Origin of the sequence: Spirillospora sp. CA-142024, assembly GCF_050942325.1 — a bacterium.
Lineage (GTDB): Bacteria > Actinomycetota > Actinomycetes > Streptosporangiales > Streptosporangiaceae > Spirillospora.
The window spans coordinates 1,089,787-1,114,685 of the sequence record NZ_CP192077.1 but is presented as its reverse complement, the minus strand read 5'-3'; the positions used below and the strand labels follow the sequence as shown (position 1 = coordinate 1,114,685).

Sequence of the window (24,899 nt, the reverse complement as noted above, 5' to 3'; positions counted from 1 at the left end):
CCAATGCGTCGTAGGTGAAGGCGTTGGGAGACCAGCTGGTCAGCCCGAGGCCAGGAGTTTGGAGAAGAACGGAAAACCGACCAGGATCACGAAGCCGAGCATGAGCAGGCTGGTCGGCACCCACATGGTGGTGGTGCGGGAGTTGGCTTCGGCGCGGGCGGCGGCGGACGCCTCGTGCCGCATCGAGGTGATCTTTGCGACCAGGACGTCGTGCATCTTGGCGCCTTCGTTCCCGGCGATCTCGGCGGTGTGAGCCAGGTCGATCAGGTCCCGGACCTCGATCTCCTCGCCGAGCCGGGCCAGGGCGCTCCAGGGTTGCTGCTGGCCGTGCCGGGCTCGGGTGAGCGCTTGGTGCACGCGCTGGAACGGCCACCCATCGGTGATCTTCGCCGGGTCCTCCAACGCCGCGTTCAAGGCGGCGCCGGCTTGGCGTTCCAGGACGACGAGTTGAAGGTAGGAGGTGAAGGCGTAGCGGAAGTCGCGGCGGTGCTGGCGAGCCTGCAAGCGCACCCTCCAGTCCGGGACGAAGCACAGCAGCAGCGCCAAGCTCAGCCCGGCGGCCGCTGACAGCGGCCAAGACGGAGTTCCTGCCGTCAGCGAGACAATGCTGGCCAGCAGAACAGGCGCGGCCAGCCCGGTGGCGAACAGGGCGAGCTTGTTGAGCATGAACCGCTCGACCGGCCGTCCCAGCAACGCCAGATCGGCGCGTGGAACGGCGAGGACTCCGGCCGGCCGCGTGATCGTGTCAGCGAGCCATCGGCCCAGCCGGTCACGCCGGCCCATCACCTCGTTCGACACCGGTGGCAGAGCAGCGCTGTGCACGCGAGCGAGCGCGGCCTCCAGCTGTGGCGGCGAGGGCTTGAGCTCCCGCACCATCAGCACAAAGCCGAGCGTGGCGAGACAACCCGCGAAGGCGGCGAGGAGGGTCATTCACCCGCCCCTGTTGCTGCAGTGGCAGGCGCTCGCAAGAAGCGCGCGCCGGTCGACAGGACGGCCAGCCGCCGCATCCACCAGAGCCCGGCCCCATAGAGCGTCACAACCACGGCCAGGACCATCTGACCTGCCGGTGTGCCATAGGGGGCGGCCAGCGATTGGGATGCGGCGAACAACCCGCTCAGCGCGGTGACCGAGGCCACGATCACGATCAGGGTGGTGCGCAGTCCCGCGCGTTCGGCCTCGACATTTCTGCGTACGAGAACCTCTTGCTCAACGGCGCCGGCGAGCAGCCCCAGCGCCTCCCGGGTGCCTTGGCCCCTACGGCGGGCGGCCAGGATCAGCGCGCAGACGATCAGGTCACCGATCGGGTCGTCGAGCTCGTCGGCGAACGCCCGCAACGCCTGCTCAGTGTTGGCGTGGTTGTTCAGCCGTTCGGCCAGCACCGTGACCGGCTCGCGAATCGCCTCGGGCGCGACGCGGGCGCTGTCGGCCAGAGCCTGTTCCAGTCCGCGGCTGGCGCCCATCATCTCCGCCAGCCGCCGGGACCACTGGGCCAGCGCCTCCAGCCGCGTGATCCGGCGCTGGGGTGCACGTCCCGACAGCATCGGCGGCACCGCGTACACACCAGCCGCTACCGCCACCGTGGCGACCGGCCATCCGGTTGCCAGAAACACCACCAGCGCGGCCCCGAACCCTGCCAGCAGCCGGTTACGGCGCCCCGGCCATGCCGGTGAGGCGACGATCTGCCCGAGCCGAGACGGCGGCCGGGCAGGCCGCCTCTCCGGTACGGTCCCCCGCACCGCGACCACCACGGCCAGGGCGGCGGCGACGGACAAGGCGCCTGCGGACGCGGCCAGCCATGTCATCACGACCAGCCCCCGACCGCTGTGGCTTCGCACGGTCCCAGCAGGGCCGGATCCAAGCCGTACTCGCTCAGTTCATCCAGCAACTCCGCGCTGATGTGCCCACCTGACGGTGTGGCGGCGCCGTCGGGCCCCGGGCTGAAGATGAGGTTGCGGGTGGGTTCGGTCGAGTCCGCAGGCGGGCCGACCTCCATCACCTGCGACACGTACCGCTGGTTGCCGGCCCGGTCGCGTTCGAGGTGGACGACGAGGGGCTGGGCAAGTCCGAACATAAGGTGCAGGTCGTCGGCGGCCAAGCCCAGGCCGGCGCGGCGGCCGAGCTGGACGACGCGGCTGAACACGTGCTCTGGGCGGTGGACGTGAAGGGTACACATCGAGCCGCGCGCCCCGGAATACATCACCTCCAGCATCGGCGCCAGCTCCCCATGCCGAGCCTCCCCGACGATCACCCGGTCGGGATTGAGCCGCAGGCACGCCGGCACCAGGTCTTGAAGCCGCACTTGGCCTGCGCCCTCGGCGTTGGCTTGGCGCGCCTCCAGTGCGACCACGTCATGGTGCCGGTGCGCCAGCCGCGGATCGTCCAAGAACAACTCGAAGTCGCTCTCCAACGTGATGACCCGCTCGCCAGGCGGGATTTCGTTGGCCAAGGCGCGGACCAAGGTGGTCTTGCCGGTGTTGACCTGCCCGCACACGATGATGTTGCGTCGCGCGCGGATCGCCGCGCGCAGGAACTGCTCCAACGGCCCAGTCAGGGTCCCTAGGCGAGTGAGCTGCGGAAGAGTGATGTCCACAAGGCGGTGTACGCGGATGGCCAAGTGCGGGTGCCGCGACACCCAGCCCACCACCGCGAGCCGGACGCCGTCGGCGAGCGCGACGTCCAGCAGCGGCGAGGCATGGGAGAACTCCCGGCCGGTGTTGCCGCGGCGCGCCAGCAGCTGGACCCACTCGATGAGGTCGTCGTCGGTCTCGGCGACCGGCGGGCCGGGCTTCTTGGTCCCATCGGTGTAGGTGACCCAGGTTTGCCGGCAGCCGTTGACGACGATGTTCTCCACATCGGAGCGTTCCAGGTACGGCTGCAACGGGCCGAGACCGAAACGCCGGTCGAACACCAGCCGCGCCAGTTGCTGCGGTAGATCAGCGGAGACGGCCCGCCCGGACGCGAGTTGCTGGTGAGCCCACGTCTTTGCCCGGGCGCCGATAAGCTCTCGTGCTCGTGTCCGGTCGACGGTGTCGGCGAGTTCGTCCACGAGCTGTGCCGAGACCTCACGTGCCGCGGCCCACAGGTTCGCTTCGTCGGCCTGGACGATCGGAGCCGCCAAGCCGCCGCCGGGCGCTGCGGTTTCCTGGCCTGTGGCTGCCCGGTACGAAGAGTTCACGAGCGGCCACCCAATGCCGGCACAGCGGTCACCTCGGAAGCGGCGGCGGTGGCGGCGGTTTCAGTGGTGTCGGCTTCGAGGCCGCCTGCGGCGTCCCGGCCACCGGCTACCGCGCGCAGCCGACGACCGAACCGGTCCAGCGACCGCATCAGCAGGGATGCGTGGAAGGTTCTGCGCGGCGGAACCCCGTCCGACAGAACGCCCGCGTCGGTCGGCGAGCACGGAAGTTCCGCCAGCACCGGCGTCCCCAGCGCCCGCTCAACCTCGCTGGCGCTGTAGGGCCCGTCGGCGATCACGCACACCCCGACCCGCGACTGCTCACTCACGAGTCCTTCCAGAGCATCCAGCCGAGGCCCGGCGGCATCGACGTGCACCAACGTCGGCCGAAGCACCATGACCACGGCATCGGCATGCCGGAGCAACTCGGTCGGTGTCTGCGGGCCTCCGACGCGTCCCAGGTCGGCGAGCACGTCGCCGTCGCGGGCCGGCAGCATCTTCGCCAGCGGGGCCCACAGCGCGTCCAGTTGCGGTGAATGCCGGGGATCACGCAGGCCGTGCAGCAGCTCAACATGACCGTCGTCGACCATGGGGAGCGTGTACTCCTGCAGCGCAGCCAGCCCGTGCCCGCCCGTCTGGGCGGTCAACGCCAGCCCGAGGATCCCGGGCCCTGCAGGCTTGGCGAGCCGGTCGGCCATGTACCCCGGGAGCACGCGGCGCCCCATCGGGTCGCACTCGGCCATCAGGACGCGATTCGGCCACGTCAGCGCCATCCCGAGCACGGTCGTGGTCACCCCCGGGGACCCACCCGGAGACATCACGCAAAACAGCGCCACGATCAGCCCAGCCTTTCCGTCACGACCAGCGCCACCAGCCCAGCGGCAGCCTGCTGCGCCAGCGCGCTCGCGTCGGAGTCGGCGACCCGCAGCAGCACCGGTACCGCACCCTCGCTGTCGGGAGCGCTGACCTGATCGACCACTGCCTGGACACTCCCCTCCCCATCAGCCGATGCTGCAGGCCGCTGGTTGCCCCGCGGCGCGGCACCGGCTGCACCGCTCCCCTGCTTGTCGGCTGTGAAGACGGCCTGAACCCGCCAGCCCGGAGCCAGCCCGGGCGGCACCAGGCCGCTCTTCACCGGGACGGTCACCAGCGCCTGCCCTCGCCCAGGGCCGGGCTGCGCCGTCAGCTGCGACGCGGCCAGCAGCGTGCCCTTGCGCAGCGGCACTGCGGCCCGCTTGCCCACCACCTGCCGCAACTGCCGCTCCGGGACGGTCGCTACCGCCCCGTCCACCGCGACTCGCGTCACACCCAGATCAGCCGTCCCCAACTGCTGTCCCACCGCGACGTCACGCGCCAATTGGACGACTGCGGCCCGCTGATCGGCCGAGCGGTACAGATAGGCGTTCAGCATCGCCCCGCACAACATCAGCGACGCCGTCATCACGATCCAGGCCGGGCGCCGCTGCCGGGGAAGCGGCTTGAACGGCGCCGCGGACGCCGCATTCCGCTTCGCCGAGCCGGTGGTGCGGGGGGTCCTGTTCCCGAGCGTCGTCATGTTCTTCCCCGTCCGTAGAGCGCCTGTGCTTCGGCGATGCGCAGGCGGAGCGTCGTTGACCGGGTCGTCGGCGGCAGAACCCCACTGGATCCGTCGGACCCGATCCAGGTCCCGCCCCACACCACCTGCACCCGCACCCGGTAGGCGTGGCCCGGCTGATACAGCGAGGACCGGGTGAAGGTGTAGGAGCATCGGGTGTGCTGCGATGCCGCCGGCAGTGAATTGTCGTAGGCCGTTCCGGGACCGGGGCAGTGGACGGCCCGTTCGCCGTAACCGGGATCGATCGTCATGCCCTGCGGGCGGGCGGTCATCCTCGCCCAGACACCTCTGGCAGCGGCACGTGCGGTCAACGGACGCCAGTTGGTCACCCAGAACCATTCGGGAAGCCCGACCAGCCCGCCGGCCCGCCGCGGCGGCGCGGTCCGCACCACCGGCGCGGGGATCGGCAGCCGAGTCCACCTGGTCAGCGCCAGCTCGGCCGGTGAAGGCTTCGCCGCCCCACCGTGGGCGTGCGAAGGTATGCACACCTGAACGTTGTCGCTCAGCGTCCGGCAATCATGCGGCCCCATCTGCGATGAGTGGTCGGCCGTTCGGCTGGTGCCTTGCGGATCGCGAACCGCCTTGCCGCCGTCACTTCCCGGGGAGCCGCCGTCCTGGGCGCCGAGTGTATAACCCCAAGAGTTGCGTGCCGGCGGGATCGGGTCTTGCGGGGGCGGGACGCTTATCCCGGAGGTCGAGGCGAGGATGCCGCCCACCAGCGCTGGTCCCAGAGCGTCCACCTGTCAGCACCCTTTCGAGAGAGTGAAGGATTCACTCACCCGCCACCTCTGGTCGGGGCCCTTGGTCAACAGCACCTTGGTGTTGTCTTCCTTGATCCCGCGGTTGATCTTCTTGTGCGTGATGGAATCGACGAGTCCAGCACCCCTGGAATCCCGGCAGTCGTAGATAGTGGCGTCGTTCTCCTTGATTTGGATGCTCTTCACGTGGACGGTCACTGTGCCGTAGGTGGCGAGATGGCGCCGCTTTAGGTCGTCGATGTGTTTCACCACATGCGAAAGCTGAGGCTCTGCCATGACGGTTGAGAGTTCACTTCTGCGGGACTGCTCCGGAAGAGTGTCGGCACGGCTCAACATCATGACGAAGTTGGCATACGCATCCCGGACGGCTTGCTCAGCGTCCGCTGTCGACGGTGCCCCCACGGGCTTTCCGGAGTCGCTTGCCGTTGGCAGGGCCACGGCCTTGTCGTTGCTGCTGCATCCTGCCGCCCACAAACAAGCGCCGACGGCAACAAGGCAGTACAACCGCGTGGCTATGCCCCGACCGCTTCCAGACAAGTCCCTACCTCCGCGTTCTTGATCACGCACGGCCGTCTCGTGCGTCCGCTGCGCCTGCGTTGTGATTGCGACGTCGAGCGATCGTAGAGCCGCCCCGATTGGTTTGGCCTCAAGTCACACCGACCTGAGGGTAAAACCGGAGCCAGTTGGTGTCCGATGGCTTCGATGATGACGCCGAAGGACACAGATGTCCTCTATGCGAAATATGCCGTCCTGCAAATTCGTCAGCCCCCGTTACTTTCGCACTCGAAGGTGCACGAAAGTCGACCTTCGCGTATCGCTGCGACGATCTTGGCCTCGGCGACCCTGCGCTGCTTGTACAGCTGGTTCGCCGATACGCGGCGCCGCTGGGCGATCTCCGATACCTCCTCGCCGTCCAGTCGTGTGGCGGCGATCAACTCCGCGGCTGCAGATGTGATGATCTGCGATCGCGCGGCCTTCACGAGCAGGTCTGCCGGGTCAGTGCCGGAGGCTGCTGGGCGCAGGGGGAACTGCTTGGGGTCTCGGGGTTCCTGTCGGACCTGGTGCCCACGCGCGCGCAGGGCACCCTTTCGTGCCCATGCCATCAGGCGAGCGGCGATGCGCCGACGGTCGATGTCGATCCTGGTGAGCTGGGTGATGAACTCGGCGACCAGTTCTGACACGAGGTCGTCGGCGTGACAGCTGGGTGTGGAGCGGACGACCCGGGCCGCCGTGTTCCTCAGCCCCGGCATGGCCACGCCGACACAGCCCACCACCCAGACCGGATCGCCAGCACGCGCCCGCTGGACCAACTCCCGCCACACGGCGTCCTTGACGCCATCGCACCCGGACGGGTCCAGCAGCAGCGTGCGGAGTTCCCGCAGGCCGATCGGGCGCGCCGGAAGCCCATGCCCGATGGCTCCTCCATCGATCGTCAGCGGAGTCGGACCCGAGGTCAGCTGCTTGAAGGCGTGTTCGGCCACGTCCAGGGCGTTGGCCGCGCCGTGGTGGGTTGGTTCGGGCATGACGGTGTCGATGCCGGTGCTGTCGAGGTCGATGGGCGGCTGGCTGGTCATGACGGCCTCCTACAGGTCGCTGTGAACTGTTGCCAGCAGGTATCGACCACGACGGGAACACTTCAGGGACACTTTCGGGACAGCCAACATGTCCCCGCAGCGTCCCCAGATCTGTTCGCAAACGTGCTGACCTGCTACAACACGCCTCGAGTCGTAGCGGAGGCGCCGGAGGTAAAGCCGAGGCCGGTGCGCGAAATCCGGCTGACCTGCCTCTTCGCAAAACCCAAAGTCGTCAGGTATAGCTTTGATGGGCGGCCGTTATGTGGGCATTTTTGCCCCACCTCGAGTTCGCATCGACGGGCGTCGTTCCCGGCGCGATCAGTTGTCACCGCGAGGTGTCACCGTGTCCCCTGCTACCGGCTGCGCCTCCCCACCGATCAGACGCCGTCTGCGTGAACTGTCGGCTCCCGCCGGAACAGGGCGCGGACCGCCGGTTGCGAGAGCCACATACTGCACCCGTTCCTCCGTCCCGCTGAATACACAAACCGCCACAAAGTTAAATGCGACTGGGCGGCGGAAATCACACCCACTGATACCGGCACGAGATGGCGCAATATCCCCTTTTGCTTGACGGTGGGCGGCGAGTCGAGCGTTGATCCTGCTGCGCCGTCGATGTCGCATGCCGGCCCGGATGATACGTGCCGGGCCGGCATGGCAAACATCGAAACCGTCCAAGCAGAAGGGAAGTAGCAAGTGGGAGTGGGGACAAGAAACTGGGGCATGTGTTCGGCGGGTGAATGGCTGTGGGGACCGGATCCGATGCGGTGGCGTCGCGTCTTCTCCGGCCGGGCGGACCAGGTGAGAGCAGCAAGGCTGTTCGCCGCCACGCTGTTCGCCGGTACCGAACGCGAGGAGGACGTGGCGGTCGTGGTCGCCGAACTGGCCAGCAATGCGGTCCGCCACTCGCGGTCGGGGACCGAGGGGGGCTGGTTCGGACTGGAGGTCACGCTGCAGGACCTGTCCTGCATCGCGGTCACCGACCTGGGTGGCGGCTGCGTCCCGGCGATCCGTTCGGAGCAGCCGGGCTGCGAACCCCGAACGAACGGGCGCGGGCTGCTGGTGGTGTCCCGCCTTGCACTGTCGGTGGGGATCCACGGCAGCCCGCAGGCCGGACACACCGTCTGGGCCGACATGGCCGTGAGCGGTGATCCGCGAGCGTCCCAGGCGGTCCCGCTGGCGTCGTAGGAGGGCCCAGCCTGCCGTTACCAGGCTGGCCCCTCGAGGACAGGGTAGGCGAGTGCACCTGGCGCCGAGGCCCCGTCCGCGCATCCGGTTCGCCGGATCACGGACGGGGCCTGATCCATTATGTAGCGGTTTCACCCCGCATGTCCCAGTGCAGAGCGCCGGGCACGGACAGCGCGTTTCCGCCGTTCTTTTCGGGGTTCTTTTCGCAGTTCTTTTCGACAGCGGGTCTATGACCAGAACCCCCGCGCCGACATGTCACTGCACGTCGTCGGACTTTGGTGGCTTCTGTTCGCGCCCCCGACTCGTCACCAGGACGACTCCTGGTAATAGCCCGCGTGTCTGTGGATGTTGGAATCCTGCGTACTCCCTTCGCTCGTGTGGTGCAGGCGTCCCCTGCTGCCTCCGCCTCAAATCCATCTCACCCGCCGACGCTGCCGGCGGCGACCCAGCGCCATCGGCGGCGGGTCGCGCTCCAGGTCACCTCGGTGCGCGAGTCGTGAAAGGTGCAGTGTCCGCCGAGGCGTGGGGCACGAGTCGCCGCGCCCTCCGGGCGCCTTTGCTGAGGCGCATTCAACGAAAGGCGGCGATGTGATTGCACGGTCGGCGGCACGCACGGTTTCGGTGGACGAAATCAGCTTTTGCGGTTGCTTGGGTTTAGGTGCGTGCAGGGGTGAATGGTGACATCGTTCAGCCGTTGAGGTGATTAAAAATGTGGCCGCAGGTGCTTGCCTATCGTAGCGACATCGAGAAATGGTCGAGCTCCCAATGAACGGGAACGGCACCGAATCGCGGTTGCCGGAACGAATGGAATGGGAGTCGAAATGGCCACGGAGAACATCGCCGCCAACACCACCGCCACCGGCACGGACGGGGACGGCGCCATTGGTTCGGAGGGCGCCGTTGACGGTGCCGCCGGTGTGGCAAGCGGGGCGCGTCCGGCGGGGGCGGCTGGGGACGTGTGGGACGCGCTGACGGGCAACCCGGATGCGACGGTGGCCGCAATCGCGGCGGCAGCGGGTGTCAGCCGCGCCACCGTCACGCGGACGCTGACCGCTATGGAGCGCGGCGGGCGCGCCGCCCGGACGCGCGGAGGGCGTGACGGTGGGAAGCGTCAGCCAGACACCTGGCACCTGGTCACGGCCACCGCCGAGGACACCCCGGGCGCGTCCGCATCCCCGGACGCGCCGACCGGTGACGCGGACGCCACCGCCGACACTCCGGTTACGGCTGATGCTCCAACCGAGGCACCCGCCACCGGCGAGGACGCACCGACCGGCACGGACACCGCCACCACCGGTGACGCGGACGCTACCGAGACCACGGACGCTGGGGACGCCGGGGCGGGGATGGACGCGGGGGCGGTGGCCGAGGCGCGGGACGTGCTGACGGCGTTGCAGGGCGCCATCGGGGCGGCGCTGACCGCGCTGGATGCCGGGGACGGGGCGGCGGCGCTGGCGGCGGCTGAGGGCGCCTACAGCGGTTCTGGGTTGGTGCGGCGGCTGGTGCGCGCCGCCGCCAACGGGCGCCCGCGTACCGCGTCGGGGGCGCCGCGTTCGGCGCCGGGTGAGATGCGCGCGAAGGTCGCCGGTCACCTGACTGCCCACCCCGGTGCGGCGTTCACCCCGCACGAGATCGCGAAGGTGATCGGGCATTCGGCGGGGGCGGTGTCCAACGCCCTGGACCGCCTGACCGAGGCCGGTGACGCCGAGCTGGTGTGCGACCGTCCCCGCCGGTTCACCGCCACCGCCGCCCGCCCCGCCAAGCGCGCCGCGCGCTGACCGCCCCGCCCGGACCGCCACCCGGGGCGGGCCACCGCGCTACCCGCCCCCGGCGTCCCGACCACCGCACACGCCAAGGAGCCATGCCATGACTACCGATCCCACCACCCCGACCACCACCGCTCCGACCACCACCGCGCCGACCGGCAGGACCCCGGCCACGAGCCCGGCCGTCCCGTCGCCGGGCGGTACGGGTCGCCTGGGGTCGGGTGAGTTGCGCCGTAGGGTAGCCGGGATCCTGATTGACAGCCCGCGTGCGGCGTTCACGCCGGGTGAGATCGCCCGGGGCCTGGGCCGGTCGGGCGGTGCGGTCGGTAACGCGCTGACCGTGTTGGCCGACCGTGGGCAGGCCGAGCTGGTGGCGACCGGGCCGCGCCGCTACCGGGCCACCGCGACCACCGGCGACGCCCTCAACGGCGCACCCGCCGTCCGGACCGCCCGCCCTACCCCCGCGCCGAAGGCCGCCCCTGCACCGATACCGGGCGCGTCCGGCGCGTCGGGGACGTCCGGGAAGGCCACCGGGAAGGGCGGGAAGGCGCCGGTGGGGCCGGTGGTGCGGCCGAACGGCCAGACGTACCACCCGCGCCGGTTGGCGGACCTGCCGGACGTGGCGGCGCTGCAGCGGCTGCGTGAGGCGTCCATTCCCGCCTTGTTGTACGGGCCGCCCGGGACGGGGAAGACGTCGCTGGTCGAGGCGGCGTTCCCGGACCTGATCACGGTTGCCGGGGACGGTGACACCGCCGTCGCCGATTTCGTCGGTGAGTACACCCAGGCGCCCGGCGGCGGTTATGAGTTCGTGTACGGGCCGCTGGTCACGGCGATGACCGAGGGCCGCGCCCTTCTGATCGATGACGCCACGCTCATCTCGCCGAAGGTGCTGGCGGTGGTCTATCCGGCGATGGACGGGCGGCGGCAGATCACCGTCAAGGCGCACAAGGGCGAGACGATCAGCGCCAAAGATGGTTTCTACGTGGTTGCCGGGCACAACCCCGGCGTTCACGGCGCCGTGCTCACCGAGGCCTTGGCGTCACGGTTCGCCGCACAGATCCGGGTGTCGACCGACTACGACCTCGCCCGCACGCTCGACATCGAACCGCGCGCCGTGCGCGTCGCGCGCAACCTGGCCCGCCGTCAGGAATCCGGCGAGATCGGCTGGGCGCCGCAACTTCGCGAACTGATCGCCTTCCAAAAGGTGTCCGGGGTTCTCGGCCCCGAGGCGGCGGTGGCCAACCTACTCGGCATCGCACCCGAAGAGGACCGCGACGTGGTCGCCGAGGTCGTGTCCGCCGTCTACGGACGCGCCGTCACCCCGCTGGCCCTCGGCCAGCAGATCTAACCCACACCCGCCCGTCCCGGCGCATTCACCGCACCCGCGCCCGCACGCACCCGCACGGAGGAACCATGGCAACCCACGTCATCCCCACACCCGCCGCCCCGCCCGCCGCCGCGCCGTCCGGCACCGGAACGGGCGCAACCGCCCCCGCCGCCACGGTTGCGGCGCCCGCGCCGGTGACCGGGCTGGGCTGGGCGTGGCTGCGGCTGTCGGCGGCGTTCACCGACGCCGTCACCGACCTCACCGACCGCGAAGACCTCACCGTGCAGTGCGCGCCCGGCCTCGGACGAGGCGCCCCGGGTTGTTTCGTCCCGTCGCTGGCCGCCATCGAACTCGATGGCACCCACCTGCGGCAGGACCCGGCCACATGCGACCCGTCCTGGCCCGCCGACCGCGACCGCTACCCGGCCCTATGGGGCGTCCTCACGCACGAGGCGGCGCACGCCGCCCACACCCGCTGGTCCGTCCCGGACGGCGCGCCCGCCGCCGCAGCTGATGCCGCGATGGCGCTGGAAGAGTCGCGGATCGAGGCGGTCCAGGTGCGCCGCCGCCCCGCCGACCGCCGCTGGCTGCGCGCCTCGGCCACCAGCCTCATCCTGGCCGACTTCACCACCTCGCCCACCGCCGCACCCGCCACCCCACCCGCTACGGCGCCCGCGCCGTCCGGTGGCGCGCCGTCCGGTGGCGCCCCGTCCGGCGCCTCGGCAGGTGCACCGGCCACCGCACCGACCGCCCCGCCGCCTGCTCCGCCGGTCACGACACCGCACGCGGCGATGACGCCGTGGAACGCCGGACGCGCCGCCGCGCTGATCCTGGCCCGCACAGACACCGGAATTCTCGAACCAGGCGAAACCAAGCCTCTGGCCGAGGTGGTCCTCGACGTCCTTGGGCCGACCCGGTTGAGCGCGCTGGCCGCGCTGTGGCACCGTGCGCACGCCACCGGCGACGACGACGCCGAGGCGATGATGGACCTGGGGCGGCGCTGGTGCCGGATCCTGGACGTCAACCCCGACCGGCACGCCCCGCCCCCGCCGCCCGGAACGCCGGGTGCTTCGGGCGACCCGTCCGCGCTGGCCGACGCGCTCGGCGCGACCATGGTCGCCGTTCACGCGGCCGCCGCCGAACCCGCTGCCGGGCCGGGCCGCCCGGACCCGGGCGAGATGCGGCGGCAGGAGAAGGACGCCCGAGACACCGCCGACCGGGCCGCGCGCCGCGTGTTCGGTGCCAGCACCGCCTCGACCACGGCGCGCGGACGGACCGCGATCACCGGTACCCGTCCGCCCACCCCCGGTGAGCAGGCCGCCGCCCGTCGCCTGGCCCGCCGGTTGCGCGCCGCCGCGCACCGCGACCGCGTCACCACCACTCACACCTCACCCACCCCGCCCGGACGCCTGTCGATGCGGGGCGCGCTGGCCGCTGACGCCCAGCGTGCCGCCGGAACCGTCCCGACCGCCGAACCGTTCACCCGCACCACCCGCCGCCACGTGCCCGCGCCGCCGCTGCGGGTCGGCATCGCCTGCGACGTGTCCGGCTCCATGCTTCCCCTGGCTGCACCGGTGGCGTCAGCCGCGTGGATCCTGGCCCGCGCTGCCGGACACATCCCCGACGCGGTCTCGGCCACCGTCATCTTCGGTGCCCGCGTCCGCCCGATCGTCCACCCCGGGCACACCCCGAACGCCGTGACCGAGTTCGCCGCACGCGACCCGCGCGAGGACTTCGTCAAGGCCGTCGACGCCCTCGACTCCGCCCTCGACCTCACCCGCCCCGGCGCCGCCCGCCTGCTGGTCATCGTCTCCGACGGCATCTTCAAAGACGACCAGCCCACCGACGGGCAAAAGCGCATCGACCGGCTCACCGCCGCCGGGTGCGGCGTGCTGTGGCTGTCGATGACCACCAAAACCCGCGCCATGAACGGCGCCCACCTGGTCACCCTGACCGACCCCGCCGCAGCAGCCGACGCCATCGGCGCCGCCGCCGCACGCGCCCTGCGCACCGTCTGACCGATCCGGTGCGGCCCGCTGCGCCCCTGGCAGGGGGCGCCGGGCCCGCACCGCCCACCCGATCACCACCCGCCCACCCGGCCACGGGCCGGACAACCGGCCACCGACCTGGCCACCGCACCCGGCACCCTGGCCACCGCACTACCGGCAACAGCGGCATCGGGAGCCGAGACGACCGCGAAGAGGAGAAGCCCACGGTGAACCGCATGGAGACCTTCATCCTTGACCGCCACGACGACGCCCACCGGGCGCGTTGTGAGGAGAGGCGAAGATGCTCGCCGGCCTGGACGAAGGCGACGACATTGCTGCCGGGTCGCCGCTGTCCGCGCCTATGCGTTCTGGTGGGGCGAACCGGTCACCGGCATCGACCAGGAGGGCCTGGACCCCGTCGAGGCGCTATGGCGGGTCCGCGACACCCCCGCCGCAGGCTGACCGACCACACCCCCGCGCCATGCCGACCCGTTCGCCCAAGGCTTCACGCTGGCCTTCCTCGAGGCCGCCCGCACCTTCTACCGCGACACCGCCCACCTGGACGCCCTCACCGCCCCCGGCAGGATCGCGGCCCGCTGAAGCAACCTCCCGCTGGTATCCCCGCGCCCGGGGCCGGTAGCCGGACGCCCTGTCAACCACATCGGTCTGCTCGACCCCGGCGCCGCGCACGTGGACCACCCCGCCCCGGCCCGGCCCGGTGCGCAGCGGCCTTCGGCGCACCCGACCCCGCACCACCTGGCGCACGTAGCCGTTGCGGTGCCCGCCAGGTTCACGGCGCCCCGCCCGATCAACTGTCCAATCACATGGTGAAGGAGTTTCCGATGTCCCACACGATCAAAATCGACGATGAGGTCGCTGCCCTTCTGGAGACAAGCAGGAAGCGTCCAGGTGAATCCGCCGACGACGTGTTGCGTCGCTGGCTCGGCTTGCCCCCGGGCCACACCGGCCAGGGCGGTACCGGCTCGACACTGACGGCCCCCGAGCGCGCCGTCCTGGACGTGCTGACGACCACCGGCACCGCGATGACCGCCGCCCAGATCACGGCGGCGGCAGCCATCAGCCCCGCCGCCACCGGCAAGGCGCTGCGGTACCTGGAATGGGCGGGCAAGGTCTGCCGTCACCACGTGTCCGGCAACGCCACCCGCCGCTGGCGCTACGAATGGCGGATCACCGACAACCGTGCCCCGAGTGAGACCTGACCGGGGACCCGCCGAGGACGGCCTCCGCTGAAGGGGATCGTCACTGTTCCCCGCCCCCGTCCGAGCATCCGCTCAGGACGGGGCGGGGCTCTCGGCACCGGTGATGATCTGCTTGACCTTGCGGCGGCCGATGCCGTACTTCTCGGCTAGATACCGCTGAGATACCGGCCGACCCGGCCCGTGCAGGCTCGCACGATACTCGGCCAGGACGGCCTGCTCGACAGGCTGCTCCAGTCCGGTGCCGTCCGGGGAAGTCTGCTCCAGACTGGTGCGTGGGGGTTCCAGCGCAGTCGCCGGACGGGTGCCCCTGCGGCGGGTGAGGGTCATCAGCAGCTCGAACGAGCCGACCAGGGCCAAGGCGGGCCAAGCGCTGACCAGCGCGCCGATAGGGCCGTGTGCGGCGCCGTGTGCCACGTTGGCGCCCACGGTGGCGCAGATGCCCGCCGCCAGGCTCCACCCGGCCAGCGCCGGAACCGGCCGGTCACGGCGGCTGGTGTCCAGGATCACCATCGACGCAGCCCAGATGAGGCCGTCCACGGTGAAGGGGACCAGCCGCGCCGTCGCACCGGTTTCGCCGTGGGAGCGGACGAGGTCGAGCATGTGCGCGTAAGAGATGAGCGCGGCGACGGTAGCGACCGCCGCCACCGCCAGCGCCGTGGTCGCCCTGATGAGGCGATCGGTCACCGGCCGGCTCCTCTCACCGTCGTCTCTGCTCGCCGGTTTGCGGTGGGGCGGGTGAAGCCGAGCAGGGTGGAGCGGCGGTAGGGCTGAACCTGGACGACGGTGCCGGTATGCGGCGCGGCGATCATCCTCCCGCCGCCGACGACCAGGCCGACATGCCCAGGGTTATCGGCAGAGGTGCCGGGACCGGAGTTGAAGAACACCAGGTCACCCGGCTGCTCCCGTCCGGTCGGGATCCGCGGGCCGTGCCGCCATTGCGCTCCGGACACGCGCGGGATGCTGATTCCGGCGGCTCGGTAAGCGGCATAGGTCAGTCCCGAGCAGTCGAAGGCGCGTGGGCCGGTGGCGCCCCACACGTACGGTTTGCCGAGTTGCGCGCGGGCGAACGCGATCGCCTCGGCCGCCGCCTTCCCGGGTGGTAATGCCGTGAAGTTACCGGCGTCGGCGCAGCCGCCGCTATCCGCCGCATCTCGATGCGCCGCGTAGGTGCGGGCTTGGCGGAGAACGAGGTCGACGTACTGGTCGGAGTGGTTGTACTGAAAGAGGGCGGCGCGGATCCTGCCGGGCGCGCCGTTGTGCTTGAGGTAGCGGGCGGCGGCCGGGATCGCATCGGCAGGGTCGTAGATGTCCTTTCGCCCGTCCTTGTTGCCGTCCACACCGAACGCCTTCCAGGTACCCGAGAGGAACTGCATCGGGCCTGCGGCGCCGGCGAAGTTGGTGCCGGTGCGGACGCCTGAGCCGTGGCCACGTCCGTGGTCGGACTCGACCTTGCCGACCGCGGCCAACATGTTCCACCCGATCCCGTACGCGGCTCCTGCCTTGCGGTAGAGCGCCAGGTAGGCGGGCGGGATGTCGGTGGCGCCTCGCCCAAGGGCGGGCTGGCATGCGGCGCCTGAGGAGCCGGCGCCGGGAATGACCGCACCGATCACGGCCACGAGGACGGCGATCAGCACGAGCAGGGCGATGGCTGCGGCGATGACGGCGGGCATCACCAGACCCCGGAATCGTCGGTTGCCGGGTCGTGGGCTGCCAGGTCATGGGCTGCGGGAAGGCGAGTGGCGGGGTCGTGCCGTGGGACGGTGTCCCAAATGTCGGCGAGATCCCTGAGGCGGCGCCGAGGGCCGGTGGCGCCGGCGGGCTGCCAGACGGCCCCGGCGGGACCGTCTGGTGAGTTGATGGGGGTGTGGACGGCGGTGGCGACCGGAATCTCCGGGGTGCCGAGCAGGCGACGCAGGTTGGTTTCGCGTTTTGTGGAGGGGAGCCAGAACAGGACGGGTGTGGTCGTGCCGGTGGCTTCAGCGAGGTCGGCGTAGCCGCCGAGTTTGCCGGCCACACGGGACAGGGTCTCGGTGCCGGTGTCGTGTTCGAGGAAGAAGTCCAGCGTGGCCGCAGTGCCGTCGGTGCAGGGCTCCGTCCAGCGGCCGAAGGCGTCTGGCCGCGCGAGGTCGCCCCACAGGGCCGCGCAGCGATGTTCGGACCACCACTGCTCCAGGCTGGTGCCGTCGTCGTGGTTCTGGGCGTGGGCGTGCAGGTTCACGAAGAAGTCGTTGACGCCGATCTGGTGGCCGAGGCGGGGTGAGACCGCGATCGCGGTGGCGATGTCCTGCCGGTAGCCGAAGGCGCTGGGGGTCTGCCCGTGTTCGATGGCCAGGACATGGGCGCCGGTGGGTCCCAGGACCCAGTGCCAGGGCTTGGATCCGATGGGTGTCCAGGGACGGAAGCGGAGAAGGGCATGGAGTTGGCGCAGGCGGTTGAGACGCTGCCGGGCCCTCTCTGGGGTGGGAAAGAACAGGGCAGTGATCTGGGTGGTACTCAGGACGCGGTGTTCCCACACCAAGGTGAGCAGGTCCCGGTCCCGGGCGGTTAGCCGGTAGGCCAGGTCGGCGATCATTTCGGGTGTCATCCGGGGCGGCCGGAGCGGCGCGGAGCGGAGCCGGTTGACGATCTTGTTGGGCTTGGTCACGTCAGGTCCTTCTTCCTGGGCTGGGAGTGCTCATCGCATTCGAGATGGGCGAAGCTGGCGTTGGACGAGGCGTCGCTGCTGGCCTGCTCGACGGCATCCCCGGCATCTCCGGCATCGACGGGTTCGCCGAGCGCGGTGCTCTGGCCGTCGAGATCGCGCAGGCCGACCTCGGGGATCGACCGTTGGAGGCGCTGAGGAGCGAACTGCTCGCGGGATGCACGACGGACCGCAGCTGCTCGTCCGACGACCGGTTCGGGGAGCGGGCGGGTGCGGAAGGTGAACGGCGGTGTTGCGGTGTTGCCGTCCATGAGCCGCGCGGCGGCTTGGTAGGCCCCCAGGTGGGACAGATCGTGCGGGGCTAGGAGCGGTGAGGTGTGGCGGGACAGGTCGTTGGCGTCCTCGGGTGAGGCAGCGAAGTAGATCTTGTTGCGGGCGTCGGCGGAGACGGCTTCGCGAAGGTCTTTGGGAAGCTGGGACAGGTGCTGGTGGGCGAGGGTGAGGCTGAAGCGGTAAGCACGGGCTTCGGCGAGGATGTCGCTGATCGAGCCGGGCAGGTTCAGGAAATTGTGCGCCTCGTCGATGTAGGCGGCGGCATCCGGGCGGTCATGCTCGCCCTGGGTGGCGCGCGGGGTGATGGCCTGCCAGGTGTGCGCCAGCAGCAACGACCCGAACAACCGCACCGCATCCTCGCCGAGCACTCCCTTGGGCAGCCGGGCCAGAATGAGGCCGCCGGAGGCGAGGGTGTCGGCCAGATCGACGGTGGACGTCCCGCCCGACAGCGTGTCGCGGACGAAGGGGCGCAGCAGCACGGCGCGGAGCTTGTTCATGACGGGGCTGATCGTGGAGGCGCGTGCGGCGGGGGTGAGTTCGTCGTAGGAGTCCCAGAACCCGGATAGGAGTTCGTCGGTGAGACGGGCGGTGAGACGGGTGCGGTAGGCGGTGTCGATGAGGAGTTTGGGGATGTCGCCGAGGGTGGCTCGAGTGCCGTTGACCCGGGTCAGTGTGAGGCAGGCGGAGCGGAGCAGGTCGTCCAGGCGGGGTCCCCAGGCAGCGGTGAAGCAGCGGCGGAAGGTGGTGACGACCGACTCGGCCGCGAACGCCGGATCGTGTCCGGCGAGTACGTTCAACGACGGCGGTCGGCCTGGTGCGGCGGGGTCGAACACCACCGTCTTGTCGATGGCGCGTTCGGGAAGGCGCTGCATGATGTCGGCGACCAGGTCGCCTTTAGGGTCGATGACCAGGGCTCCGCGGCCTGCGGCGGCGTCGGAGAGGATGAGGTTGGCCAGGAAGGTGGATTTGCCGACGCCGGTCTGGCCGAGAACGTGCAGGTGCTGGCGGGCACCGGCGACGGTGACACCGACCGGGCGGGGTGCGCCGGCATCCGAGTCACCCAGGATCCGGATGCCGGGCCCGGAGACGGGGATGGCGGGTGAGGGCGCGACGGGGCGGGCGCCGGCGCGGGTGACGCCGGGTGCGGCCAGGTCGTAGGGCAGGTGTGCGATCGCGGCGAGTTCGGCGACCGATAGCAGGTAGCCGCGGTGCAGCCGTCGCTCGGCCAGCCTGACGGCCGGGGAGCGGAGTCGGCGGCGGCGCAGGTACTGGTGGCCAGAGGTGAACAGCGCGAACGTCGAGGCGGTTTCGTGCGCGTGCGCCCGTAGCCACCCGTTGGCGATTTGGTCGAGGTGGCGGCTGGCGACGCCGTAGCGGATCTGGACCTCGAAACGTGGTTGGGCGGCTTTGGCGAGGATGCCGCGGACCTGTTCGGCATGCTCGGGGTGCTGGCGGATGAGTTCGGTCGGGTTGTGGTGGCCGGACATGCCGGGGGTGAGCAGGTCGAACAGGTGGTGCTGGGGTGCGGTGGACCGGCCGCCACGGAGCGCGGACGCGGCCCGGTGGGCTTTGCCGAGGCGGTGGCCGGTGGCTGGGCGGGCCAGGATCTGCACGGCCAGGTGTTCGCCTTCGGCCAGGCCGGAGGCGGTTCCGAGCAGCCCGCGCAACGGGTCGGCGTCGTGGTCGCCAGCGAGTGGGTAGTACTCAGGCCGGGCCAGGACCAATCTCCCGCCCGCCGCCTTGTATCTCTCATCGAGCGGCAGCGGTGGTGCGGCGGGGTGGGTGGTGAGGGTGGCCCCGGGCCAGGACGCCCGGACAGTCTTCTCGACTATTCCAGGCGGGATGGTGCCAGGAACCCAGACATGGAAGCGGACGCCGTTGTGGTCCGCGCGGTATTCGAAGGCCAAGTGCGGCTGCCCGAAGACAAGGCGCTTCCAGCGCGGGGGCGTGAGACCGATGAGCCGAGCCCACCAGGCGGCGGCTGAGGGCGCCTCGACCTTCGGCGGAACCGCCACCTCGATCAGCCGGGCCCCGGGCTCGAGGCGGCTATCGCGCCAGTCCCACAACCCCCAGCGGAACGCCGTCCATGCAGCCGCACCGCCCAGGGCGCCGATCGCGGTGATGGGAGCGTAAGCGGTGCCGAGATCGACGAGCCGGTGCGGTACGTCGGCCAGTTGTGCGAAGAGGCTGTCCAGGCCCGTGGTGTCTGTGGTGTTCGGCAGGGGCAGGACGGTGTTCATCGCGTGCTCCTCTCCGCATCGAGGTCATGGGTCGTGCCGGTGGCCGTATAGCTGTGCGCGGCGAGTTCGGCTGGGTCGGTTGTGACGAGCTGGTGTTCGTGCGCGCTGGCGATGGCGCTGAATGCGGCGCGGTCTGATCCGGCGCCGGTTCCGCATAGCAGTCCTTGTCCGCGGTCTGCGGCGAGCAGGAAGGTCCTTTCGCCGTCGGTGAGGTCGAAGGCGTCGGCGATCTGGCCGATGGCTTGGGGTGCTTGGCGGAGCAGGATCTGGGTGGCGGAGTTGGCGATCACCGAACGCCCCAGATCTGAGGAGAGCAGGTCGCCGGCGTCCTGGGTGACGACGGCGAGCCCGGCCCAGTGTTTGCGGGCGGACTTGGCCAGCCGGTACAGGAACCGGGCGCCCTCGTTCTCGCGCATGAGCGTCCAGGCCTCGTCGACAACGACCAGACGGCGGCGCCGACCTTGCGGGTTGGCGACAGTGCGCCAGATCGCATCCAGCGCCAGCAGCATTCCGACGGCGCGGACCTCGTCGGGCAGGTCGCGTAGGGAGAAGACGACCAGGTGCCCGGTAGGGCGGGTGGTGGTCGGTCCGGCGAACAGGCTCCGGTGGGAACCGGTCACGTACGGCGCCAGCCGCGCTGACAGATCGGCTGCTGTGCCCGCCTCTGGCGCCTCCGATTCAGCCACCGCGTCAAGTTGGGTAGTGAGGTCGGCCAGGACGGGTGCGGGGCGTGCCCAGGTGCGAGGGTCGGAGCCGATGCCGCGAGACCGATAGGCGGCCAGTACCGCGCGGTCCAGTACCGCTCGCGCCGCTGGTGTGAGCGGCTCGGTGAGCATCGCGGCGATGAGGGTTTGCAGGAACAGTGCGCGGCGGATGAGGGTGTCTTCGCCTTGCCCTTGCGGGAGGTCGAAGGGGTTGAAGCAGACGCCGGGTGCGCCGAGCGGGATGTGGGTTCCGGCGACGTGGTCGCACAGCCGCTGGTATTCGTCTTCGGGGTCGATGACGGCGACGTGGACGTCCTGGTAGAGCAGGCGGAGGGTTTCGAGTTTGGTCAGGTAGGACTTGCCGGCCCCCGAACGGGCGAGGGTGACGGAGTTGTAGTTGTCCTGGGCGAACCGGTCCCACACCACCACGCCCGCCGAGTAGGCGTTCAGCCCGTACAGCACTGGTGTGTCGCCCAGGACCGGATGCAGGTCGGGTGAGGTGAACGGGAAGGCGGCGGCGAGCGCGGTGGTGTCGAACACCCGCCGCGCACCGATCGAGTCGGCGGCCAGGGGCAGGGTGGAGGTCCAGCCCTGCAGGGCGCGGAATGTGGTGGGCTGGGCGTCCAAGAGGAGGGAGGCTGCCAGCGCCCGCACCCGCTGCACCTCGCCTTCCAGCACACCCGCATCTGGGGCATGGACGGTGAGATACAAGCCGACGCGGAACAGGCGGCCGTGGCCGCGGGCGAGGGATGCGGCGAGTTCGGCGGCGTCGTCTGCGGCGGCCTCGGCGGCGAAGTCGGCCAGCCGTCCCCGCTGCGCATCGGCGCGCGATGCCGACTCCAGGCGGGCGAGCTGGCGGCGGAGCCGCTGCGCGGCGACCAGCGGCGGGATGGGGTCGATGTGCAGGGAGACGTCGAGGCGGCCGGGGTAGGTGAGCAGCGGCTCCAGCCAGCCCGCGCCGACCTCCCGCGGGTACCCGGTCACCGCGAACGATGCGCAGATCCCGCCGGGCAACTCCAGTGAGCGAGCGTTGACGCGCAGCGCCGACGGCCCCAGCCCCGGAAGGTCTAGGCCATCTCCGTGACCGTCCTCTACGAGGCGATCAGCGAGGACGCCGGTTTGGGCGGTGACGCCGAGCGTGCGCGCGAGCGCGCCAAGTGAATGGCGCATCAGGCCTCCTTCCGGTGACTGATCACGTCACCTGGAGCGGAGTTGTCCACAGGATGGGGATCGCCTGGGGATAGCGATCCGGCCAGAACGGCGATGGCACCGTCGGAGTCCAGGACCTCAGCCGGGACGGCGAGCGCGGCCAAGCTCTGCACGGTTTCAGTGGCGCGCCGCAGGGCGACCGCAGCGGCTGAGTCGCGTGCCACCCGGCGCCGTTCGTGCGGCCGCCACGGCAGGACAGAAGCGGGGGCCGAGGCTGGGACGTGGCCGGTGATGACGATGAGGACCTGCCGGATGAGCAGGTCGTGCGCGCTGCCGAGGTCGGTGAGGAACGCGGCGTGCGCATACGCCGCCTGCTCCAATGCCGGGTCGGGTAGGGCGGGTGCGTGCTGGGTGATGTGGTCGGCCAGGCCGGTCAGGTCGACCGGGCGGGCCTGGACGAGGATCTGGACGCGTGCGTCCAGGGAGTTGAGCCAGCGGCCGAACATCGTCACCAGCCCTGCCTGCTCACCCGGGGTTCGCAACCCGAAGGTGAGGGTGCCGGCGCGGACGATGACGCCGACACCGCCCTCAGCCAGCTCCAGCGCCCCGTCCTGGCGGACGGCACGGACCGGCAGACGCAAAGGCTCGGGCAGCCGTCCGCGCATCCGGCACCAGGCCGGCGGTGGCTGCACCGACTCTGGGGCGGTGACGCGCTCTCTGGATGCGCGCAAGTGGCGTAGGGCGGCGAGGGTGTAGCGGTCCAGGTTCATACCGTCGTGGCGGGCGACCGCCAGCACGACCCCTGTTGCCACGACCGGCACCAGAACGGCGACCAGCACCGGGAACGGCACTAGCGGCCCGAAGGTGAGGAAGGCCCACAGGCAGGCGGCGGCGGTACCGGCCAGGATCGCGAGTTGCCGGGCGGTGAGGCCGTGGAGGATCTTGTCGGGCTGGTCGATGTCGGCGGGAATGCGCGCCGAATACTGCTCAAACGAGCGGTCGTCGGCAGGGTTCACTGGCCTCTCCTGGTCTTGGGCGGGTCGATCCACAAGGTCAGCTGCCGTCGTGGGACGGGCCGCTTGGGCATGCCGGGCAGCATCAGCTGCCGCGACCGCACCCGTGGCCGCCCACCCGGCACCGCAGCGCTGCGAGGTGAGGGCGACCGGGGTGCGCGGGTCACCGGGATCGGCAACGCCAGCTGCGTCGGCCGACGCGCGGCGTTCTTGCCGGCGGGGCCGAGTGCGGTCGGGATCGGCAGCTTCAGCTGCATCGGGTGGCGGCCTGTCTGCCTGTCGCGGTCGGGTTCGGGTGGCTGGCCTGGTGGCATCGGAATCGCTCCAGAAGGCATCGGGATCGCTCCGGCGGGCAGCGCTGCCAGCGGATCGGACGGACCGGGCAGCCCCGGCGGCGCGTCAGGTGGCGCCAGGGCCAGGCGGGACTTCCCGGGCAACGCCGGAGGAGGAGGTGGCGGTGGTGGTGGTGGAGGAGGCGGCGGCGCTGGCGTTGGTGGTGGAGGTGGTGGCGGCGGGTTCCAGAGTTTGCGGGTGGGGACGCGGCGGCGCATCACGGCACCCAGGCCGCGGTAGAGGATGAGGCTCTTGACCAGCCCGGTCAGCGCGGTGGGTTGGGCGGCGCGCCAGATGGTGCGGGCGACCCAGGACGGGACGCGGACCATGATCCACAGCAGGCACAGCGCCAGCAGCAGATCGATCCCGGTCCCCGACGCGATCCCGGGAAAATGGGCGCCCGAGTCGCTGCCGGAGTGCTTGATGTCGGAGAACAGCAGCCGGAACGCGGTCGCCAGGACCAGGGCCTGGCAGACCCCGATGGCCAGCACGCCGGTGATGCTGCGCCACCACAACCGAGCCAGCCCGTCGGTGATGGGCAGGGCGTGGAACATCAACGCCACCGGCGCGGCGGCGATCAGCACCATGGTGAGAGCGACCCGGATGATGTAGATGAACGCCACGCACAACGCCAGCACCACCACGCCCAGCCCGATGAAGATCGTGAACGGCTGACTGGGGACCAGGCTCGCAACGAGGTATGCGGCGATCGCCTTGGCGACCCGGCTCGGGTCGACCGCCTCGGCCCCGGCGCTGAGGAACGCGTCGGACAGGCCGTTGGCGAAGGTGATCGCGTATCCGATCAGGATGAGGCTGAGGTTGGAGGCTGCAAACGCACCCACCAGGCGCGCCACCAGCTGCCCGGGCGTCAGTTCGCTTCCGGGCAGCGAGTGCCCGGCCATCAGCAGCACCCCGCCCGCGGTGATGATCAGCACGTAGCAGGTGTTGGCGATCGTCTGCGACACGCCCCACAGATCCCTGGCACGGGCCATGTCCGCCGACTCCACCGGCGGGGTGCCCAGCACGGTCTGCGACAGCAGGTCGCAGACCGGCTTGGCGGCTCCGGTCACCAGGTCGGCGAACCAGCCGTTCACCGCCTGCTTGGCCATGCACCCCACGTCCGCGAACCCGCACCCCGCCTCCTCCCCACTGCCATCGCTCTGGTTTTCCTCGCCTGGCGTTGCCGGGGCTGGTGAGGAGCCGGGGACCGGTGAAGGCGTCGGTCCCGCAGGTTGAGACGGGAGCGGAGACTCAGGCGGAGCGGATGGCCGGGGCAAGGGCAAGGGCGAGGGCGGCGTAATGGCGGGCGCGGGAGTTGTCGGTGTCTGGATGGGCGCCCCGGGTGACGGATTCGCCGTTGGCTGGGGCGCGGGGTCGGCCGCACCCCAGACCGGCCCGGCCGCTACACAAAGCACCACGCTCGCCGTCAGCACGACCAGCAGTGCTACTGCGATGGTGGAGGCCACAGATCTGTGCGGCCAAGTAGGCGGGTTCGTCGTGCTGGTCACGAGGGGGCGCCGACGATGCCCTGGAGGATCTTGACCAGCAGCGGCGCCAGCACCGCGACCGAGTACCCGATCGCGGCGTATCGCAGCGTCTTCTTGGCCGCCTCGACCTCACCGGGATCGCCGCCGGCCAGCATGTAGCGGACCCCGCCGATCGTGGCGAACAACGTCGCCAACCCCACCAGCAGACCCACGATCACATTCCGCAGGTTGTTGATCACATCCTTCAACGAAGCGGGCGCGGCGAGGTGGGTGCTGGCATCGGCTACGCCGGGCACCAGCAGCGCGGTCACCACACATCCGGCCGTCCACACAACCGAAGCGGCCACCAGCCGCCGCCGAGGCGGTCGAGGGCGAGGTGTCCAGCCCGCGAAGGACGGCGGAACCGATGAGGTTG

At 70.6% G+C, this 24,899-nt stretch carries 21 protein-coding genes; 5 read left to right on the top strand and 16 right to left on the bottom strand.

Annotated features, from left to right (window positions below; all coding sequences use genetic code 11):
* Positions 1–39: 39 nt before the first annotated feature.
* From ACQPZP_RS05565 to ACQPZP_RS05530, 8 genes are all read right to left on the bottom strand, one after another.
* Positions 40–930, bottom strand: a complete 891-nt coding sequence (locus ACQPZP_RS05565) for a type II secretion system F family protein (RefSeq protein ID WP_433476553.1) — start codon at positions 928–930, stop codon at positions 40–42.
* Positions 927–1,802, bottom strand: coding sequence for a type II secretion system F family protein (locus ACQPZP_RS05560; protein WP_433479558.1), 876 nt, complete (start codon positions 1,800–1,802; stop codon positions 927–929). Before ACQPZP_RS05560 ends, ACQPZP_RS05565 begins: the two co-directional genes overlap by 4 nt.
* Complete coding sequence (locus ACQPZP_RS05555; RefSeq protein WP_433476552.1) at positions 1,802–3,046, bottom strand: CpaF family protein; 1,245 nt, start codon at positions 3,044–3,046, stop codon at positions 1,802–1,804. Before ACQPZP_RS05555 ends, ACQPZP_RS05560 begins: the two co-directional genes overlap by 1 nt.
* 125 nt (positions 3,047–3,171) lie before the next feature.
* Positions 3,172–3,966 carry a hypothetical protein gene (locus ACQPZP_RS05550; protein ID WP_433476551.1) on the bottom strand — a complete coding sequence of 265 codons (795 nt, stop codon included), beginning with the start codon at positions 3,964–3,966 and terminating at the stop codon, positions 3,172–3,174.
* Positions 3,967–4,010: 44 nt separating this feature from the next.
* Complete coding sequence (locus ACQPZP_RS05545; protein ID WP_433476550.1) at positions 4,011–4,727, bottom strand: SAF domain-containing protein; 717 nt, start codon at positions 4,725–4,727, stop codon at positions 4,011–4,013.
* Positions 4,724–5,506 (bottom strand): hypothetical protein, encoded by a 783-nt coding sequence (locus ACQPZP_RS05540; RefSeq protein ID WP_433476549.1) that lies wholly within the window; start codon positions 5,504–5,506, stop codon positions 4,724–4,726. The genes ACQPZP_RS05545 and ACQPZP_RS05540 overlap by 4 nt, the downstream gene beginning before the upstream one ends.
* 3 nt (positions 5,507–5,509) lie before the next feature.
* Entirely contained in the window at positions 5,510–5,962 is a 453-nt protein-coding gene (locus ACQPZP_RS05535; protein ID WP_433476548.1) for a hypothetical protein, read from the bottom strand.
* Between the two features lie 323 nt (positions 5,963–6,285).
* A complete protein-coding gene (locus ACQPZP_RS05530; protein WP_433476547.1) occupies positions 6,286–7,098 on the bottom strand; it encodes a hypothetical protein in 813 nt (270 codons plus the stop codon).
* Between the two features lie 759 nt (positions 7,099–7,857).
* Between ACQPZP_RS05530 and ACQPZP_RS05525 the strand changes: the two genes are divergently transcribed.
* The 5 genes from ACQPZP_RS05525 (at position 7,858) to ACQPZP_RS05505 (ending at position 14,584) form a co-directional block, all read left to right on the top strand.
* Complete coding sequence (locus ACQPZP_RS05525) at positions 7,858–8,283, top strand: ATP-binding protein (RefSeq protein ID WP_433476546.1); 426 nt, start codon at positions 7,858–7,860, stop codon at positions 8,281–8,283.
* Between the two features lie 821 nt (positions 8,284–9,104).
* Entirely contained in the window at positions 9,105–10,061 is a 957-nt protein-coding gene (locus ACQPZP_RS05520; protein ID WP_433476545.1) for a MarR family transcriptional regulator, read from the top strand.
* An 88-nt stretch (positions 10,062–10,149) separates the two neighbouring features.
* On the top strand, positions 10,150–11,397 hold the full coding sequence (locus ACQPZP_RS05515; RefSeq protein WP_433476544.1) for an AAA family ATPase: 1,248 nt from the start codon (positions 10,150–10,152) through the stop codon (positions 11,395–11,397).
* Positions 11,398–11,462: 65 nt separating this feature from the next.
* Positions 11,463–13,394 (top strand): hypothetical protein, encoded by a 1,932-nt coding sequence (locus ACQPZP_RS05510; protein ID WP_433476543.1) that lies wholly within the window; start codon positions 11,463–11,465, stop codon positions 13,392–13,394.
* 812 nt (positions 13,395–14,206) lie between these two features.
* Entirely contained in the window at positions 14,207–14,584 is a 378-nt protein-coding gene (locus ACQPZP_RS05505) for a hypothetical protein (protein ID WP_433476542.1), read from the top strand.
* A gap of 72 nt (positions 14,585–14,656) precedes the next feature.
* On the opposite strand, the gene ACQPZP_RS05500 is transcribed toward ACQPZP_RS05505, so the two are convergent.
* The 8 genes from ACQPZP_RS05500 to ACQPZP_RS05465 all read right to left on the bottom strand — a co-directional run bounded on the left by ACQPZP_RS05500 (position 14,657) and on the right by ACQPZP_RS05465 (position 24,795).
* A complete protein-coding gene (locus tag ACQPZP_RS05500) occupies positions 14,657–15,268 on the bottom strand; it encodes a DUF2637 domain-containing protein (protein WP_433476541.1) in 612 nt (203 codons plus the stop codon).
* On the bottom strand, positions 15,265–16,254 hold the full coding sequence (locus tag ACQPZP_RS05495; protein ID WP_433476540.1) for an NlpC/P60 family protein: 990 nt from the start codon (positions 16,252–16,254) through the stop codon (positions 15,265–15,267). Before ACQPZP_RS05495 ends, ACQPZP_RS05500 begins: the two co-directional genes overlap by 4 nt.
* Positions 16,254–17,228 carry a replication-relaxation family protein gene (locus ACQPZP_RS05490; protein ID WP_433476539.1) on the bottom strand — a complete coding sequence of 325 codons (975 nt, stop codon included), beginning with the start codon at positions 17,226–17,228 and terminating at the stop codon, positions 16,254–16,256. The genes ACQPZP_RS05495 and ACQPZP_RS05490 overlap by 1 nt, the downstream gene beginning before the upstream one ends.
* Positions 17,225–19,798, bottom strand: coding sequence for a helicase HerA domain-containing protein (locus ACQPZP_RS05485; protein WP_433476538.1), 2,574 nt, complete (start codon positions 19,796–19,798; stop codon positions 17,225–17,227). The genes ACQPZP_RS05490 and ACQPZP_RS05485 overlap by 4 nt, the downstream gene beginning before the upstream one ends.
* A complete protein-coding gene (locus ACQPZP_RS05480; protein WP_433476537.1) occupies positions 19,795–21,672 on the bottom strand; it encodes a VirB4 family type IV secretion system protein in 1,878 nt (625 codons plus the stop codon). Before ACQPZP_RS05480 ends, ACQPZP_RS05485 begins: the two co-directional genes overlap by 4 nt.
* Entirely contained in the window at positions 21,672–22,667 is a 996-nt protein-coding gene (locus tag ACQPZP_RS05475) for a PrgI family protein (RefSeq protein WP_433476536.1), read from the bottom strand. Before ACQPZP_RS05475 ends, ACQPZP_RS05480 begins: the two co-directional genes overlap by 1 nt.
* Positions 22,664–24,106: a hypothetical protein gene (locus ACQPZP_RS05470; protein ID WP_433476535.1), complete on the bottom strand. Its 1,443-nt coding sequence runs from the start codon at positions 24,104–24,106 to the stop codon at positions 22,664–22,666. Before ACQPZP_RS05470 ends, ACQPZP_RS05475 begins: the two co-directional genes overlap by 4 nt.
* 395 nt (positions 24,107–24,501) lie before the next feature.
* Positions 24,502–24,795, bottom strand: a complete 294-nt coding sequence (locus ACQPZP_RS05465) for a pilin (RefSeq protein ID WP_433476534.1) — start codon at positions 24,793–24,795, stop codon at positions 24,502–24,504.
* Positions 24,796–24,899: the final 104 nt, after the last annotated feature.